The 17,262-nt window shown below is 66.6% G+C and carries 11 protein-coding genes and 1 tRNA gene; 5 read left to right on the plus strand and 7 right to left on the minus strand.

Features of this window, described 5'->3' with window-relative positions; all coding sequences use genetic code 11:
• Nucleotides 1-35 precede the first annotated feature (35 nt).
• The 5 genes from DJ029_RS12390 to DJ029_RS12410 form a co-directional block, all read right to left on the minus strand.
• On the minus strand, nucleotides 36-1,583 hold the full coding sequence (locus tag DJ029_RS12390) for an autotransporter outer membrane beta-barrel domain-containing protein (RefSeq protein ID WP_112322782.1): 1,548 nt from the start codon (nucleotides 1,581-1,583) through the stop codon (nucleotides 36-38).
• Nucleotides 1,584-2,186: 603 nt separating this feature from the next.
• Nucleotides 2,187-2,263: transfer RNA gene (locus tag DJ029_RS12395), tRNA-Arg, on the minus strand.
• A 220-nt stretch (nucleotides 2,264-2,483) separates the two neighbouring features.
• On the minus strand, nucleotides 2,484-3,065 hold the full coding sequence (locus DJ029_RS12400; RefSeq protein ID WP_112322783.1) for a VOC family protein: 582 nt from the start codon (nucleotides 3,063-3,065) through the stop codon (nucleotides 2,484-2,486).
• A gap of 134 nt (nucleotides 3,066-3,199) precedes the next feature.
• On the minus strand, nucleotides 3,200-4,438 hold the full coding sequence (locus DJ029_RS12405) for an NAD(P)/FAD-dependent oxidoreductase (RefSeq protein ID WP_112322784.1): 1,239 nt from the start codon (nucleotides 4,436-4,438) through the stop codon (nucleotides 3,200-3,202).
• A 355-nt stretch (nucleotides 4,439-4,793) separates the two neighbouring features.
• Nucleotides 4,794-6,047, minus strand: a complete 1,254-nt coding sequence (locus DJ029_RS12410; protein ID WP_157966359.1) for an MFS transporter — start codon at nucleotides 6,045-6,047, stop codon at nucleotides 4,794-4,796.
• Between the two features lie 426 nt (nucleotides 6,048-6,473).
• Here DJ029_RS12410 and DJ029_RS12415 point away from each other — a divergent pair, with 426 nt between their 5' ends.
• On the plus strand, nucleotides 6,474-7,283 hold the full coding sequence (locus tag DJ029_RS12415) for an enoyl-CoA hydratase (protein ID WP_112322786.1): 810 nt from the start codon (nucleotides 6,474-6,476) through the stop codon (nucleotides 7,281-7,283).
• A 69-nt stretch (nucleotides 7,284-7,352) separates the two neighbouring features.
• Here DJ029_RS12415 and DJ029_RS12420 read toward each other — a convergent pair whose 3' ends face one another.
• Entirely contained in the window at nucleotides 7,353-8,273 is a 921-nt protein-coding gene (locus DJ029_RS12420) for a LysR family transcriptional regulator (RefSeq protein WP_112322787.1), read from the minus strand.
• Nucleotides 8,274-8,385: 112 nt separating this feature from the next.
• Here DJ029_RS12420 and DJ029_RS12425 point away from each other — a divergent pair, with 112 nt between their 5' ends.
• From DJ029_RS12425 to DJ029_RS12440, 4 genes are all read left to right on the plus strand, one after another.
• Complete coding sequence (locus DJ029_RS12425) at nucleotides 8,386-9,948, plus strand: proton-conducting transporter transmembrane domain-containing protein (protein ID WP_112322788.1); 1,563 nt, start codon at nucleotides 8,386-8,388, stop codon at nucleotides 9,946-9,948.
• A gap of 16 nt (nucleotides 9,949-9,964) precedes the next feature.
• Nucleotides 9,965-12,313 (plus strand): YbcC family protein, encoded by a 2,349-nt coding sequence (locus DJ029_RS12430; protein ID WP_112322789.1) that lies wholly within the window; start codon nucleotides 9,965-9,967, stop codon nucleotides 12,311-12,313.
• A gap of 159 nt (nucleotides 12,314-12,472) precedes the next feature.
• Entirely contained in the window at nucleotides 12,473-13,135 is a 663-nt protein-coding gene (locus tag DJ029_RS12435) for a rhodanese-like domain-containing protein (protein ID WP_232823065.1), read from the plus strand.
• Nucleotides 13,136-13,139: 4 nt separating this feature from the next.
• Complete coding sequence (locus DJ029_RS12440; RefSeq protein WP_112322791.1) at nucleotides 13,140-14,021, plus strand: LysM peptidoglycan-binding domain-containing protein; 882 nt, start codon at nucleotides 13,140-13,142, stop codon at nucleotides 14,019-14,021.
• Between the two features lie 67 nt (nucleotides 14,022-14,088).
• Here the strand turns inward: DJ029_RS12440 and DJ029_RS12445 are convergent, their stop codons facing one another.
• Entirely contained in the window at nucleotides 14,089-17,259 is a 3,171-nt protein-coding gene (locus DJ029_RS12445) for an efflux RND transporter permease subunit (RefSeq protein WP_112322792.1), read from the minus strand.
• Nucleotides 17,260-17,262: the final 3 nt, after the last annotated feature.

A 17,262-nucleotide genomic window follows, 5' to 3' on the forward strand; every position in this document is an offset into this window, starting at 1 on the left:
TCGCGACGGGTGCTATCGAGGGGCCTTCGGATGACTCAAAATCTGTAGCCGAACTGAACCGAAGCGCCTTTCGCCTCGTAATCGCTGCGCCCGATGCCATCCAGGTAGCCGGACAGCTCGATACTGTACCCGGCCGGGTTGCGGTGGATCCAACCGGCGCTCAGGCGGCCCCGATGCGCCAAGATGTCTTGGTTCAGCAGCTCCTCCCGGGAAACAACACGCTCGCGGCTGCCGATCCAGTCCACCTCCCCGGTAATCGCGTTGCGTTCATCCAGGTCATGCTCGAAGGTCAGGCCAAGCGTCATCTCTGCCGTTGAGATGGTCTGGGCCGGGACGTTGTTCCCGAGCGTAGAAACGAAACCATCCTGGTAATCCTCGGTATAAGCGGCTTCGAGGTAGGGCATCCAGGTCGTGCGGCCTTTCTGAACCTCCCCCGAGACCTTGACCTTTGCCAACCAACGCTCTGTCTCGAAAGACGCGTCACCGGTCCCGTCCATGCGGACATCGTTTTCGCTTCCCCCGTAAAGAAGGCGCCCCTCGAAAAACAGCGAGGTCTGAGGGGGGCGGTAGACGATGTAGGGACCAGCCAGCCACCCCTGCCCTTCGATATCTGCATAGAGATCGTCGAGGCGCGCATGGTCGAGCTGGAGCATCAGGCCCAGCAGCGTCCGATCGCCAAGCGCCATGTGCGCCCCCAACGCCCCGAAGGAATAGGACAGGTCGGACCCGTCCCGCGTGGACCAGGCCGCCGTCAGATCGGCCCAGAAGGACCCGCCCGCGGCAACACTCAGATCGAGGGAGCCGACACCGTTGGCGTAGTCGAGCCGGGAATGGGATTGCCTGTCGCCCCGCAACAGCCCGGTCAGGTCCGGCTGGCTCGACAGCAGGGTATCGGCACGCTGCCGCATGAAGCGCCTGACGTTGAGGGCTGTCAGGTCAGGCGGACCACTCACGGTAGCGTCAATCTCGATCACACTGCCGTACGCGGAATACTGAACCGCGTATTGCGAAATGAAAGTGGTGCGGATTTTTCCTGTGAGCACATAGTATCTTTCCTCGCCATCCGCGCCATCCGCGCGGAACTGCGCAAAGATTTCACAGGTAAGACTCTGAGAACCGGGGCGTACGAAATTGGGATCGGGCCTGGCCTGTTTGTCAAACTCCGGGCACACGCTTTCCCAAAAGTTCCCGGTATCCGGATCCTCGAACGGGATACGCCGACCGTCGCCCGTCGTAATATTTGCGATCCGGTAGTTTTCAAAACTCAAGCGGCCATACTCGGCCACGAGATCAAATCCCGCCGCTTCGGACCCACAATCATTGCGGATTGGGATTGTATCACGCGCCTTTTTATAGTCATCGACCCTCACCCATTCGCTGTAGCACTCAATAGGCCATGCGCGCTGATCTTCGAGTGAGCCACTGGAAGTGCCCCCAATCCCCTGAGCCTGCACCGCGCCCGAAGCGACGATGCTGCCCGCAAATAGAAGTGGTGGCAGTGTCGCCACGACGAACGACATGCGCCGCGTGATTTGTGCCGCGCTAAGAATGGACTCGAACACAGAAGCAAGCTTCCGAAACATAAATCTTTCGCCTTTCTTCCAAATTACTCTCTTAGGAACAACGAGTTATATCTGGGTGTTAAGTCTTTTTTTACCTGACTAAGCTATTGCATTGGCTTCACTACAAACGGCAGCTTTCAGGTTCTGACGCGACTTGACGCTGACCAAACCCGGTGGCGGCAGACCAAGGGATACGTGCAGACGGTATTCATTAGAGCAAGTCATCAGCGAGCCGGTTTTAGTGGGCCCAGCAAGCGCCAATAGCGCGCGCCCTTCCATAGAGGACCGCCAAGTGGCTCCGGCGGCTCCCTTCGTAGAAATGCAGCATCGACTCTCCTGACCCGGGCCGTCCGGATTGGACCTCAAGGCAGCGGAAGATCGCAAGATTGAGAAATGATGAGCCATCCAGCAAATCGACCTCCTCCGTCCGCGTTCGTAGCAAACGTGAACGTCCCGATCTGCCGCTGTGATTATTGATCCCCGGTAGATATTGTTCATAGACCGCAGGCGCTGAACACCGGCGTATAGCGCATGGGCCTATGGACGGGCTTCAAACTGCAATGTGGACCCAAGGCGCAAGTATGGGTCCACCCGCTCACGAAATAATTGCGGAAATCCCGGTATTGGCGACCCCTTGAGGACTCGAACCCCAAACCTGCTGATTAGAAGTCAGCTGCTCTATCCAGTTGAGCTAAGGGGCCGCTTTCCCCGACCCGCGTTTAGCCGATGACTCGTGGGCTGTCACGCCCCCGTGAAGCCGGGATCAGGCAAAACTGCCGCGCGTCGGCGGTAAGCCGGTTCTGCCCAAGCAGCGCGGGGCGCACGGTAAAAGGGGGGATTTGTGGCCGGGCAGTGTGGGCCCCGCCCGGCCAAAGCGCCGCAAGACGCCACGCGACCCGTGCGAGTCGCGTGTGGTGGCCCTTAGTAAGGGTTCTTCGGCCCGCGGTCGTCGGACAAACTGCCGCGGTTGCGCGTGGCGAGGATCTCGATCGCGTCGGCGAGGTGCGTTTCCTGGATATTGTAGTCCTCGCGTGCGACGCGCAGCTTGTGCGCCTCAAGCAGGACGTCGGCGTGGGTATAGCCCCATGGCGGCTCGAACCGGTAGGAGGCAAGCTCGATCGTCAGGCCCAGCGGGTCGTTGAAATAGAAGCTGTCCATGAAGCCGCGGTCCTTGTGGCCGCTGTGCTTGATCCCGCGCTCGTCCAGCCGTTCGGCGACCTGCTTGGACGTGGCCTGGCTGACGTTGAAGGCGATATGATGCACGCAGCCCACGTCGGTGGAGGTTCGCGTCGGATCGGCATTGCGATCCTCGTCGCAGAAAACGGTGATCAGCCGCCCGTCGCCGGGATCGAAGTAGAGATGGCTTTCCGACGCCCGGTCGAGGTTGGGCTGATCGAAGATGAAGGGCATGCCGAGCAGCCCCTCCCAGAAGTCGATGGTGGTCTGTCTGTCGGCCCCCATCAGGGTGACGTGGTGCAGTCCTTGGGTCTGTATCTTGCGCATGGTTTCAATCCTTTCCCGGCCCTGTGGTTAGAATAGCGCTTCGATGGCCTTGTGGTAGTCACGATATGGAAACAAACCGGTGACAAACCGCATGTTCCGAACAACTCGCGAACAATCGCTCCCACCGCGGGACGTCATGCGAAACGCCCCGGGGCATAGGCCCTCAGGTCGAGGTTCGCGGGTCGCCCCGCAACCAGCCCGGCCACGAGGCGCCCGGTCTTCGGCCCCGCGGTCAATCCGATGTGCTGGTGCCCGAAGGCGGCGAAGGCGCCGGTCTGGCCGATCTCCCCTATCAGCGGCAGGCTGTCGGAGGGCGACGGGCGGTGGCCCATCCATTCCACCTCTTCCTGGAACTGAAGGTCGGGGAAGGTCTGCAGCACGTGTCGGCGCAACAACTCGAAGGGGGCCCGGCTGGGCCCGGCGTCCAGGCCGCCGAATTCCAGCACTCCGGCGCAGCGCAACCCCGCGTCCATCGGCGTGGCCGCGAATTTGCCGTGCGCGACCATGACCGGGCTGTGCGGCCCGCCGCTCGCCCGCTCGAAGACGATGTGATAGCCGCGCTCGGATTCCAGCGGCACCCTAATGCCGAGCTTCTTCATCAGCGGCGTGGACCAGACCCCGGTCGCGATGACCAGCCTGTCGCAGGCAATCCGCCCGTCGCCGGTCAGGACGGCGCTGACACGGGTGTCGCTGAACTCCACGTCCTGCACCTCGGTCTGGCGAATGACACCGCCGAGGCTGAGGAATTCCTGCGCCAGCGCCGCGACATAGCCGCCGGGATCGCGGATGTAGCCGTGGTCGGACATCGTGGCGAGGAACCGGATTTCGGGGCCGAGGGCCGGTTCGTAGGCGCGCATCTCGGCGCCGTCGCGCAAGGTCGGCACGAAGCCCGCCTCCTCTCGCAGGGCCCATGTGTAGTGCTCCGCCTCGAAGGCGGCGCGGCTGGTATAGGCGAAGCTGTAGTCGCTGTCCTGCACCCAAGGGGCGGCGCGGGTGCCGTCGGCAAGGGCGTGATGCTGCGCGACGCTGTCGGAGACGATGGGCGTCAGCGCGGCGGCGATCCGGCGCGTTTCCGCGTCATTGGCGTGGGACATGTATTTCATCAGCCACGGCAGAAGCCTGGGCAGGTAGCCCCAGCGCAGGAACAGCGGGAAGTCCGGGTTGACCACCATGCCCGGCGCCTTTCGCAGCAGCCCCGGCGTCGTCACCGGCACCATCGCGCAGGCCGCAAGCACGCCCGCGTTGCCGAAAGAGGTGCCCTGCCCGGGCAATCCACGATCGAGGATCGTCACTGGCACGTCGAAGCGGCGCAGCCAGATCCCCGTTGCGACCCCGACAATGCCCGCGCCTATGATGACCACCTGATCGCCCATGCGACTCCCTCCCCGTTTTTTGGACGGATCTTGCGCCAAGGGGCTGCGCAACTCCAGCCGAATAGCGCGGGTCAGGGAGTCCCGGTGCAATACTCGGCGCTGGCGGGCGATGTGGCGATGTCCGGGGTCGAGTATAATGGATCGGAGCACGACACCCTGCGCCGTTGCGAAACGCAGGGTGCCGGCCCTCAGTCCGCCGCTCTAGCGATAAAGGCGAACTGATCTGATTGCGGTCCGGCGTGCCCGCCCCATGCGGGTCAGGGCGCGCCTGATCGGCGTTGCGCAACAGTACCAAACCGACGCCGCGCCGGTAAAGCGCGCAAAAGCAGATGCCCCGAAAGCGTGTCGTATTTGCTCATTGCGGCCCCTGCCCGCCGGCCGCCTCGGCCCGCGCGCGGGCATAGCGCCAGAGCAGGCCGAACAGGCCGGCGCACACCACTGTCAGCGCGCACAGGGACAGCGTGAAACCGCCGCTGAGGTCCGACAGGACGCCGAAGACGACTGGACCGAGGACGCCGCCGATCTCGGCCGTGGTGAAGAACAGCCCCCCCGCCAGGCCAAGGCTTTTCTGCGGCAGGTTCGGCGTCTCCATCAGGACGAGAACCGCGACAGTCATCATCGCCCCCCGCGCAAGCCCTTGCAGCACCAGCCCCGGCGCCAGCAGGGCTCCGGCCTGGAATTGCAGCAGCACAGTCGCCAGCATCGCCGCCGCGAAGAGCAAGATCATCACCGGCAGCCGCCGCTCGGGCGTTGCAAGGCGGGGGATCAGCAGCCCGCTCAGGATGCCGACCGAAGACGGGATCGCCGCCCAGTAGCCCGCATCGACCGGCGTGAAGCCCTTGGCGCGCAGGATCTCGGGCAGCCAGTTGTTCAGGGCGTGATTGATAAAGAAGATGCAGACGCTCATCAGAAGAATGAGCCGCACCTCGCGCAGGCGCAGGATCTCGCCGAAGGCGGACAGGTTGAACTTCTTCGCCGGGGCGTCGCCCTGCTGTCGGCGCGGGGCAAGGCCGGACGCGATGACCAGCCAGACAAGGCCGCTCAGCGCCACGAACCCGCCGTTGAGGAACATCACGCCGCGCCAGTCCCCGCCGGCCAGCGGCAGCGAGACACTGTTTGTCAGCGCCAGCGCGATCAGCCCGCCAAGGTAGGGGCCGGTGATGTAGATACCCATCGCCGTGCCCCGGTCCTTGCCCTGGAACAGCCGCGCCACCAGCGTCGGCGCCCCGACCGAGATCATCGGCCCGCCGATCCCGAACAGCGCCACCGCCAGCAGCAGGTGCGTCGGCGACTGTGCAAAGCCCCGCGCGACCGATGAGGCGGCCATTATCAGCGCCGCGAGGAACAGCATCCGCCGCGCGCCAAGCCGGTCGAGCAGCATGCCGCAGGGGATCGCCGCGATGATATAGGTAAGCGGCCACGCCCCGAAGATGGCCCCCATGCGCCCGTTCGACATCTGGAGTTCGGCGCTGATCGGGCCCACCAGCGGCGCCATGGAGGCAACGGTCAGCCCGAAGCTGAAATAGACCAGCCACAGCCCGGCCAGAACCAGCCAACGGGACCGCGTTGCCGGGGCAGGCTCATCGCCCGCCGATAGGGTGGCTGTCATGCTCGGGGACCTCCGTCTTTGCGCCATATCCAGCATGGGTGGGCGGGATAGGCAAGGATGGTTTTATGGATAATCAGGTTCTTACGGTCCGTTGCAGCCTTGCCCGGCATCGCCGCGCCCCCCGTGCCGGGCCGCACGGCGCCTTGTTTTCAAGCCCGCTTGGCGCTGGTCCCCCGGGCCTTTTGCGTTCCGGGCGCAGATCGATGGTCGCCCGCCTACGCGCTGGTCACATCGGCGGCGCGTAACGGCGGCTATGGCGCAGGGCACTCGCCAAGCGCGACAGTTCGGCGATATAGGGGGCGCGACGCCCTTATCCGCAGACGCCCTGGAATTGAGCATGACCCTTCCCCTTTCCCATCAATCAGGCACTTCGGCAGCCTGCAACCGCCGGGCGGGCGGGAACGGACCCGACGGCGGTGGCGCGCAATGACACCTGAATCACAAACCTTCGACGATGGCCGCCTGGTCCTTGACGTGGCCGGGCCCGTGGCGCGGATCACCTTCAACAACCCCGGTCGGCTCAACGCCATGCGGCTTGGCATGTGGTCGGCCCTTGGCGACATCTGCGCGGCCCTTGCCACGCCCGGCGACATCCGCGTCGTGCTGCTTTCCGGCGCGGGCGAGCGGGCCTTCGTTTCGGGCGCGGATATCTCGGAATTCGGCGCGGTGCGCTCGGGCGCGGCGGCGGTGGAGCGGTACGACGCCGAGGTCGCCCGTGCCGAGGACGGCTTGTCCGCCCTTCCCATCCCGACGCTTGCGCGGATCCGGGGCCATTGCGTGGGCGGCGGGCTTGGCATCGCGGTGCGCTGCGACCTGCGGGTCGCGGCAACGGATGCCCGCTTTGCGGTGACGCCAGCGAAACTGGGCCTCGGCTACGTGCCCGAAAGCGTCGCCGCGCTCTATCGCCTGCTCGGCCCCTCGGTGACGGCGGACCTTTTGTTCACCGCCCGCCAGATGGACGCGGAAGAAGCGCTGCGCACCGGGCTGGTCAACCAGGTCGTCTTGCCCGGGGCGTTGGACGCGCACTGCGACGACACCGCCGCACGGATCGCCGCGAACGCGCCGCTGACCATCCGCGCGATCAAGGAAGCACTGAAGGCCTGCGGCACATCCCGCGACCCCGAGACTTTCGCCGCCGCCGCGCGCCTGGTCGAGGCTTGCTGTGAAAGCGACGATTACCAGGAAGGCCAGGCCGCCTTTGCCGAGAAACGCGCACCGCGCTTCACCGGTACCTGAGCTGACGCCCGACAGGGGATCGGGACCAGCGACATGCCCGCATCCGGGCTGCCCTGCGAAATACTGGTTTCATAGCTGCGCGCCGGCGGGTGACCCCGCCGCCGCAGCGTCACGGGACGCGCCATGCGCCTTGAACAACGTCCCGAGCAGCGGGTTCGGATAGCGGCGCTGCAAGGTCACCGCGCAGAACACTTCGCGGATGTCGTCAAGGCGCGCCACCTCGACCAGCGTGCCCGATGCAAGCTCGTCCTTAACCACGATGGGCGGGATGACCGCCAGTCCCGCATCCTCGCGCGCGAGCAAGCGCATCATCGCCATGTCGTCCGCCTCCGCCGCTATGGTTGGCACGATGCCGAGGCGTTCGATCAGCGCATCGAACCCCGCCCGCAGCGCGGATTCCGGGGTCGGCAGGATCAGCGGCGCGCGGCTCAGATGCTCGGCCAGGCTGGCCGGCCCGGCCCGCGCGGGGGTGCCGATCAGGCTGACGGACTGCTCGGAGAGGCGCTGCACCAGGTAAGGGCTGGCGGCATCACGGGCCGGAACCAGGTTCGTCAGCACGACGTCCAGCGACAGCGCGTCCAGCCCACGCAGAAGATCCGCCTGCGCGCCTGAGCGCAGCACCACCTCCACCTCCTCGCGCCCCAGAAGCGGGCGCAGGAAGGCGATCTGGAAGTTGCGCGACAGCGTGGCAAGCGCCCCGACCCGCAAGGCACGCCGCGTGCCGCGGGTTTCGCGCAAGGTCGCGGCCAGGTCCTCCGAGGTGCGAAAGATCGCCTCTGCATGGTCCAGCGCGATCCGCCCCGCCTCCGTCAGGACCAGGTTGCGGCCCCGCCGCTCGAACAGCGGCTGGCCGAGCGACGCCTCGAGCGCCTTGATCTGGGTGGAGACGGCGGATTGCGACAGGTTCAGCCCCCGCGCCGCGCCGGTCAGGGTGCCATCGCGCGCGACCGCATGGAAAAGCCGCAGGTGGTGAAGGTTGAGCGTCACCATACTTCCATCAAACAGAACGTTTCGGACGCAAATATGTAATTTTCCTGAAGGATGTAAACCCCTAGGTACCCCCGCAACCCAGACTGAACCACAGAGTGAACCGGAGCCTAGCATGTCCCCCACCCTGCCCTTGTCCTTTCTCGCCCCGCTGGTTTTGCTCGCAATCGCCGTACTGGCGATCCGCCACCCCGGACGGCGGCCCGGCCTCTTGCCGCGCCTCAGCGAAGGGGCGGCGTTCGGCGCGCTTCTGCTCGCGCTCGGTGGGGCGATACAGGTGGCGCTGAATGGCCCGGCCGAGGCGGCGCTGCTCGACGGCGGGTTTCTGCTGGCGCTGCGCCTTGATGCGGTCAGCGCGACGATGACGTTGCTCGTGTCCTTCATCGGCTGGATCGTGATGCGCTACTCGCGGACCTACCTCGACGGAGAGGCGCGCGAGGGCGCCTATCACGGCTTGATGCTGGCGACGCTGGCGGCGGTTCTGGTGCTGGTGCAGGCGGGCAGCCTTGTCGTCCTGCTGCTGGCCTTCATCGCGGTCGGCGCGGGCCTGCGCCGGTTGCTGCTGTTCTACGGCGACCGGGCCGCGGCGCGGCGCGCGGCGACCAAGTTCGCGCTGGTCTGGCATGGCGGCGACCTTGCGCTGGCCATGGCGGCGGCGCTGCTTTGGGTTGCTTTCGGAACCGCCGGCGTGGACGAGTTGAGCGAACTGGCAGGCGCGGGCCTGCCGCCGAGCGGGCAGATCGCCGTGGCGCTGATGGTGCTTGCCGCCACGATCAAGGCCGCCGCCTTCCCGCTGCACGGCTGGCTGACCGAGGTGATGGAGGCGCCGACGCCCGTCTCCGCCCTGTTGCACGCCGGGATCATCAATGCCGGCGGGGTGCTTCTGATCCGCTTTTCGGACCTTGTGCAGCAAAGCCCGGGGGCGATGGCCGCGCTGGTCATGCTGGGCGGGCTGACGGCGCTGTTCGGCGCGGTGGTGATGCTGACGCAAAGCGCGATCAAGACGGCGCTGGCCTGGTCCACCGTCGCGCAGATGGGCTTCATGCTGCTGCAATGCGGGCTGGGGCTCTGGGCGCTGGCGCTGCTGCATATCGTGGCCCACTCGCTTTACAAGGCGCATGCGTTCCTGTCCTCGGGCGGGGCGGTGGCGGCGGTCGCGTCGATCCGCCGGCCCGGTCCGGTCGCGGTGCCGGGGCTTGGGGCGGTGGCCCGGTCCTTCGCCCTGGCGCTGGTGCTCTATGGTGCGGTGGCGGCGGTGTTCGCCTTTGCCGCCGGGCCGAAATCCCCCCAAGCACTGGCGCTCGGTGCAATCCTGATCTTCGGCGTGGCCTACCTGGTCGCGCAGGGGCTGGCGGATGCGGCCCCCGCGGCGCTGACCCGGCGCACGGGGCGGGCATCGCTCGCCGTGGCGGTGGCCTATTTCTCGTTCCAGCTGGGCGCAGGCGCGCTCTGGGGGCCGGGGCTGCCCGCGACACCGGCGGCGGGGCCGCTGGAATGGGCGCTGATCGTGCTGGCGATCTGCTCCTTCGGGTTCGTCGCCGTCGCACAGGCGCTGTTTCCGCTCTGGGCGCATCATCCCGCCGCCGCGGGGCTCAGGGTTCACCTTGCCAACGGGCTTTACCTCAACGCGCTGCTTGACCGCCTGATCGGCGGGTTCCGGGCCGCGAAAACCAACTGATCGGAGCAGGAAGACCATGTTCATCCCACAGTCGGAAATCGCCCCGAGCCGGGTGTCCTTGCTGATGCACGCCGCCGAGACAGCCGCGCGCGCCATTCCCCCTGCCTTTCCGCTTGAGGCGACGGTCGCGGTGAACCCGTTCCTTGGCCAGGCGGGCGAAGACCTCGCCACCGCCTCGGCCCGCATGGCGCGGGTCGCGGGCATTGCGCTGACGCGGGATCGCGCGGACTACACCGCAGCGATCACCGCCGGAGAGATCACCGACGCGGACCTCGCGGGTGCGCTGATCGCGTCGCCCTCGCCCCTGAAGCCGAGAGACCTGGCGCTGCTGAAAGCCAAGGCGTTCTGCGAAAGCCCGGCGCCCCGGGCCTTGCCCACGGTCGCGGACCTTGCGCGGCAGGACAGCGGCACCGACTGGCCCGCGCTGATAGAAAAGACCGTCGGCCTCTGGGCGGCGGGTCACTACGACCGGGGGCAGGCCCTGTGGTCGCCCGCGCCGGGGCGATCCGCCTATACCGCCTGGCGCGCCTGGGCGAGCCGGGACCTGACCCCTGAAATCGCCGGGCTGCGCGGCTTTTGCAGCCACGTGGAGGCGGCACCCGACACCCCTGAGCGTGCGATCCTGCGCGCGGCCGGGCGGCTTGGCCTTACCGAGGCGTCGGCCGAAACCGTCATTCATCGCCTGCTGATCGATCTTGGCGGCTGGGCGCAACACGCCCGCTGGCTTCTGTGGCAGGCGGAGCTTTCCGGAAAGACCGACACCTCACTGGCCGGGTTGCTGGCGATCCGCCTGCTCTGGGAAGAGGCGCTGCTGGACCACGCCCCCGCCATCGCCGATGCCTGGGCCGCGACCGTGGCGGCCCATGAAGCGCCGGTGACGCCGGACCCGGACCAGGTGATCGACGCCATCCTGCAGGACGCCGCCGAGCGCGCGCAGCGCCGGCACCTGCTGGGCGCCCTGCGCGGCGCGGCCACGTCTTCGGCGAAGCGGCCTGCCGTGCAGGCCGCCTTCTGCATCGACGTGCGCTCGGAAGTGTTCCGCCGCGCCTTTGAAAGCCAGGATCCCGGGATCGAAACCATCGGCTTCGCCGGGTTCTTCGGCCTGCCGCTGGTGCATCAGGCCCATGGCACGGATGTAGAGGACGCGCATCTGCCGGTGCTTCTGACCCCCGGCCTGACCGTGTGCAGCCACGCACCGGAACCCGCCGAGCAGGACGCGCGGATCGCCGCGCGGGCCACGCGCGCCTGGGGGCGTTTCCGGCAGGCGGCCGTCTCCTCCTTTGCCTTTGTCGAGGCGGCGGGCATCTTCTATGGGGTAAAATTGGTCAAGGATGCGCTCGGGCACAGGGGCGGCACGAAGTCGAAGCCGCCACGCCCGAAGCTGGTCGATAAACTCAGCGCCGGGGCGCGGGCCAACACCGCGGCGGCAGTGCTGACGGCGATGGGCCTGACCAAGGGGTTCGCGCGGCTCGTGCTGCTGCTCGGCCACGGCGCGCAGGTGACCAACAATCCGCACGAAAGCGCCTATCATTGCGGGGCCTGCGGCGGTCACACGGGCGAGGTTTCGGCCCGCATCCTCGCGGATCTTCTGAACGACGCCCAGACCCGCAAGGCTCTGGCAGCGCGCGGGATCGAGATCCCGGCGGACACGTTGTTCGTCGCGGGCCTACACGACACGACCACCGACGCGGTGACGCTTTACGGCGACGATGCCGGGGACAGCCACGCCATGGACCTGGCAGAGGTCCGCAACTGGCTGGCCCGGGCCGGGGCGCTGGCGCGGGGCGAGCGGGCGCTGCGCTTGCCCGGGGCGCGCGCGGCGGGCGTGGAGTGCCGTGCAGGGAACTGGGCGGAGGTGCGCCCGGAATGGGGCCTCGCGGGGTGCGCGGCCTTCATCGCCGCCCCGCGCGCGCTGACAGCGGGGACAGACCTTGGCGGGCGGGTCTTCCTGCACAGCTACGATTGGCGGGAAGACAAGGATTTCGCCACGCTGGAGATGATCCTGACCGCACCCGTCGTCGTCGCCAGTTGGATCAGCCTGCAATACTACGGCTCCTCCGTCGCGCCTGAGGTCTTCGGCGGCGGCAACAAGCTGATCCACAACGTGGTGGGTGGCATCGGCGTGGTGCAGGGCAACGGCGGCCGCCTGCGCCCCGGCCTGCCGTGGCAGGCTGTGCATGACGGCGAAACGCTGGTGCACCAGCCGCTGCGCCTTTCGGTCATGATCGAGGCCCCGCAAGAGGCGATCGAGGCGGTGCTGGCGAAACATTCGCAAGTAAAACAGCTGTTCGACAACGGCTGGTTGCACCTTCAACCCCTCAGCCACGGGCAGCCGGTGCCCGAGCGGGGCCAAAATTTGCCTTAATGTCACCACCGCCTGAAAAAATAATCCTTCCCTTCAAACAACTTGAAGAAATTTGGTCTTTCCGGCCAGGTTGCCCTTTCTCTGTCAAAATGAAGCGGTAACACATTCAATGAATCGGATTCCCAGGTCCGGATCAGGAAACAACGGAAGGATTTCAAATTGCGTAAATTTCTGAGAGCCAGCCTATCCTGCGCTTTGGCGTGCGGGATAGGCATCATCGCCTCCGGCGCTTCGGCGCAGGATGTCAACATCACCCAGGACTTGCCGTTCTTCGAATTCGACAACGGCCAGCGCTTCATCGTGATCGAGCGGAACCAGGACAACGAGGCGGTGATCGATCCGTCCTTCGCGAAAACCTCGCGTCCCTGCCCGCCGTTCTGTATCCACCCGATGTCCGCCGGACCGGGCGTGGACACCTACGGCGAACTTGAGATCATGTCCTTCCTCGAGGACAAGGTCGCCACCGGTCGCGGCTACCTGGTCGATGCCCGCCTGCGCAACTGGTACGACGCGGGCACCATCCCCGGATCCGTGAACCTGCCCTTTACCCTGTTCGAGGGCGACGAGCAGAACCCGTTCCTCGACGGTATCCTGCAACTGCTCGGCGGCAAGCCGAACGCCGAGGGGAAGTGGGACTTCAGCGAAGCCAAGGAACTGGCGCTGTTCTGCAACGGCCCATGGTGCGACCAGTCGCCCCGGGCGATCCGCAAGCTGCTGGAAGCCGGGTACCCGCCGTCAAAGCTCAAGTATTACCGCGGAGGCATGCAGAACTGGCTGCTTCTGGGACTGACGGTCGAAATCCCCGGTGCACCCGGAGGTTAACGACATGAGCATCAGATATATCAGTGGCCCTGTGGTCCTGTCCCTCGTCATCGGCCTTGCGCCGATGGCGATCGGGGCCACCCCATCGCAGGGCGGTCAAGCCGGCGTGTCTGCGACTCCGGCACCTGTGAACATACGCTTCGCCCAGGCGGGGCTGATTGATCAGGCCACCCGGCGGCGGCTGGAATTCTATGCCAAGCGTGTCATGTCGAGCCTTCTCGACCTTGCGGAGGATGACCTTCGCACGGCGGACGGCACCGCCCTGCCCGATCCGGCCGTCACGGAGGCGTTCCGCGACTCGCTGACGCGATACGCGCGGGCCGCCCAGGAAGCAGGGGTCGATACAGACACGATGTCCCTGCTGCTCGAAGAGGTGTTCGACCTGACCTACGAGGGCCCCGTGCCGTCGCAGCTTCTGAACTCCGACGGGCTTCTGGATGGCGATACGCTTATCGCCACCTCGCTTGAGGCACTGGCGCAGGAAACCGCCAGCAAGCAGGCGCAGAAAGTCGACTACCTCGCCGTGGTGGCGTCCGAGGGCAGCGACGTGCGGGAGGATCGGCTGAGCCGGCTGAAGGCCGAACCCAGCACCGACCCCGAGCAGATCGAGGAAGTGACGCAGGAAGTGGCGGAGGCAGAAGAGCCCGAGCCAGAGCCCGAATCGCCTTCGGTTGACCCGGAGGTGCAAGCCGTCCTCGACCGGATCGAGGGCAGCGGCGAGTCGCGGGTGATCCGTATTGAGCGTGGCGACACGCTCGGGCTTATCGCCCGCGCCGTGTACGGGGATTCCCTGCGCTACCGGGAAATCTTCGCGCTCAACCGCTCGAAGCTGAACAACCCGGACACGCTGCCCGTCGGCGCCGTCCTGGACTTGCCTTCAAGCTGATCCCGGAAAAGAACAACGCCCCCGCCAGACCGGCGGGGGCGCTGTCACAAGACCCTTTCGCCCGCGCCTATTCGGCGGCAGCCGGAACCCGGGGCCCGGTATTTTCCCGCTCTTCCGAGGACATCGCAAGGCGCAGCAGCGGCGGCACCGTCAGCAGCGTCAGGAAGGCGGACAGCGAAAGCCCCCCGACAACCACCGCGCCAAGCCCGCGATAAAGCTCCGACCCGGCGCCGGGAAACAGGACCAGCGGCAGCATCCCGAACACCGACGTCAGCGTCGACATGAAGATCGGCCGGATCCGGTTCCGCGTCGCCTCCTCGATCGCGTCGATCGGGGAATAGCCTTCCTCGCGCAGCAGGTACTGGGACTGGTGCACGATCAGGATGGCGTTGTTCACGACGATCCCGACAAGGATGACGAACCCAAGGAGCGTCAGCATATCAAGGGGTTGCGTGCCGAACATGTTCAGCACCGCCAGCCCTCCGACGCCCCCCGCCGCCGCCACCGGGACCGAAATCAGCACCACCAGCGGCAGCACGAAGGATTCGAACAGGATCGCCATGACGAGGAAGACGATCACCAGCGCCACGGCAAGGTTGATCTGGATCGCGTTCCAGGTCTGGGACAACTGGTCCGCGGTGCCGGACACGGACAGGCGCACGCCCGGCGGCAGGCCGCGTTCCTCCAGCGCCGCGATCACCTCGGTCTCCAGCAGTTCCACCGCCGCCTCCAGCGGCAAGCCGTCCGAGGGGCGGACCTCCAGCGTGACCGTGCGCAACCGCTCCAGGTGGCGGATTTCCGTCGGCCCTGCGGTGACGCGCACTTCCGCCAGTTCGGAGACGGGCACGATCTGCCCCGAAGGCGTGACCACGGGGAAAGAGCCCACATCCTGCGTGCGCATCCCTCTGAGCGCGGTGTCGTCCCCCTTCAGCGTCAAGTCGATCCGCCGGTTGCCGACGTTGATCTCCGCCACGCGGATACCGTCGTTGTAGGCGTCCACCGTGGTGGCCAGCGCCTGCGTGGACAGGCCCGCATCCGCCAGGCGCAGCCGGTCCGGGATCAGCCGCACTTCGGGCGCGCCAAGTTCCAGCCCCGGGATCGGGCGGAACTGGTGCCCTTCCGCGCGCGGCAGCAATTGCGAGATGATCCCCGCCGCCTGCCCGGCGGTGGCCAGGATATCCTCCAGCTCGTTGCCCGAGACGTTTAGCTCGATCGTGCGCCCGCCCCCGACGCCGCGGCCGAACAGCGAGGGCTGCGTCATGAATCCGAAGGTGCCCGGTTCCGCGAAGATCGGGCGCGACAGGATCGGGATGACGTCGCCGACCCTCTCGCCATCGACGGCGGCGGCCCCGACGAAACTGTTGCCGGGCGTCGCGACGAAGAAGAAGGAGTCGAGCGCGGGCTGGCCGTCCGCAGTCTGCGCCTCGGGGCGGGCCTCCCACATGGGGCGGGCGACGGATTCGATGCGCTCGGCGATGGTTTCCGTGGTTTCCAGGTTGTAGCCGGGGGGCGGGATGATCAGCCCGAAGACCAGGTTGCGGTTCCCCTCAGGCAGGTATTCCAGCTTCGGCAGGAAGGTGATCGCGGCGGTGGCGGCAGTTGTCGCGATCACCGCGACCATCACCAGCCCCAGCGCGCGGAAGCGCACCGTCGCCTTGACGTAGAGCATCACCACCCAGCGGAAGGCCGACGCCAATTGATCGATGACCGGCAGCGGCACCCGGCGCGTCTTGCCATGGGGCAGAAGCCGGCTGCCAAGGGCCGGGATCACCGTGACAGCCACCAGCAATGAGAGCAGCACGGAGACCGAGATCGCCACCGCGATATCGCGGAACAGCTGCCCCGCCTCAAGCTGCATCATCAGGATCGGCACGAAGACCAGCACCGTGGTCAGCGCCGACACGAGGATCGCGCCCCAGACCTGCCGCGCCCCGATATAAGCCGCCTGCCGCCGGTTCAGTCCCTGCTCGCGCAGGCGATAGATGTTTTCCAGCACCACGATGGCCGCATCCACGATCATCCCGATCGCGAAGGCGATACCCGCAAGCGAGATCACGTTCAGCGTCCGCCCCGTGGCCGCCATGGCCACGAAGGTCGCGACGATGGACACCGGGATCGCAAGGCTGATCACCAGCGTCGCGCGCGGGCTGCGCAGGAACAGCATCAGGATCAGCGCCGCCAGCAGGCCGCCGATCCAGATGTTCTGCGTCACGAGGTCTATCGCCCCTTCGATGTAGTCCGTCTCATCATATATCTGTTCGATCTGAAGCCCTGCATCGGCCACCGGCCCGGCGCTGAGTTCGGCAAGGACGGTCTTGATCTCCTCCATGGTGGAGATGACGTTGGCGCCCTGTTCGCGCACGATGTTGAAAGCCAGCGCCGGCTCACCGCGGAAACGCAACCGCGCGGTGCCTTCCTTGTAGGCGAAGGCGACATCGGCCACATCGCCTACCCGCACACGGCCAAGCGCCCCGGTCGTGCCCTGCCCCGCGCTGCGCAGCACGACGCTCTCCACCGCGGCCACGGTATCCAACTTGCCGTCTGCGCGCACGATGTAGCGGCGCTTGCCTTCCTCCACGTCCCCGGCCGAGACGCTGATGTTCTCGGAGCGCAGCGCCGATATGACGTTGCCGATGGTCAGGCCGAAGCGGGCCAGTTCCTCGGGCTTGATGATGATCTGCAACTCGCGCGATACGCCGCCGAAGACGTTGACGCTGGACACGCCGTCGATCCGCTCCAGCCGTTCCTTGACCACGTCCTCGATGAAGTCGCCGAACTGCGGCAGCGGCCGCGTGGTGTCCGGCCCGGCGCGCACGGTGACCCAGGCGATGGGGCTGTCGTCTGACCCTGAGGTGTTCAGCGTCGGCTCCCCGGCTTCCTCGGGGTAGCCTCCGACCCGGTCCAGCCGGTTGGAGACCAGTAGCAGCACATCCCCCATGTCTGAGCCGACGGCGAATTCCAGCGTGACCGAGGCGCGGCCGGAACTGGCGCGGCTGGTCATGACCTCCAGCCCGGCGAGGCCGCGGAACGCATCCTCCTGCGGGTTGATGATCTCGCGCTCCACCTCGGCGGGGGCGGCGCCGGGCCAGGAGGTGTCGATCACGACGATGGGTTTGCGCACATCCGGGGCCAGCTGTACCGGAATCCGGGTCAGGGCGATCACGCCGAACAGGACGGCCATGATGACGATGGCCACGACCGCGACGGGGCGGTCGATGGAAAATCTGATCGGATCCATGGC

This window comes from Oceanibium sediminis (genome assembly GCF_003265325.1).
GTDB lineage: Bacteria > Pseudomonadota > Alphaproteobacteria > Rhodobacterales > Rhodobacteraceae > Halovulum > Halovulum sediminis.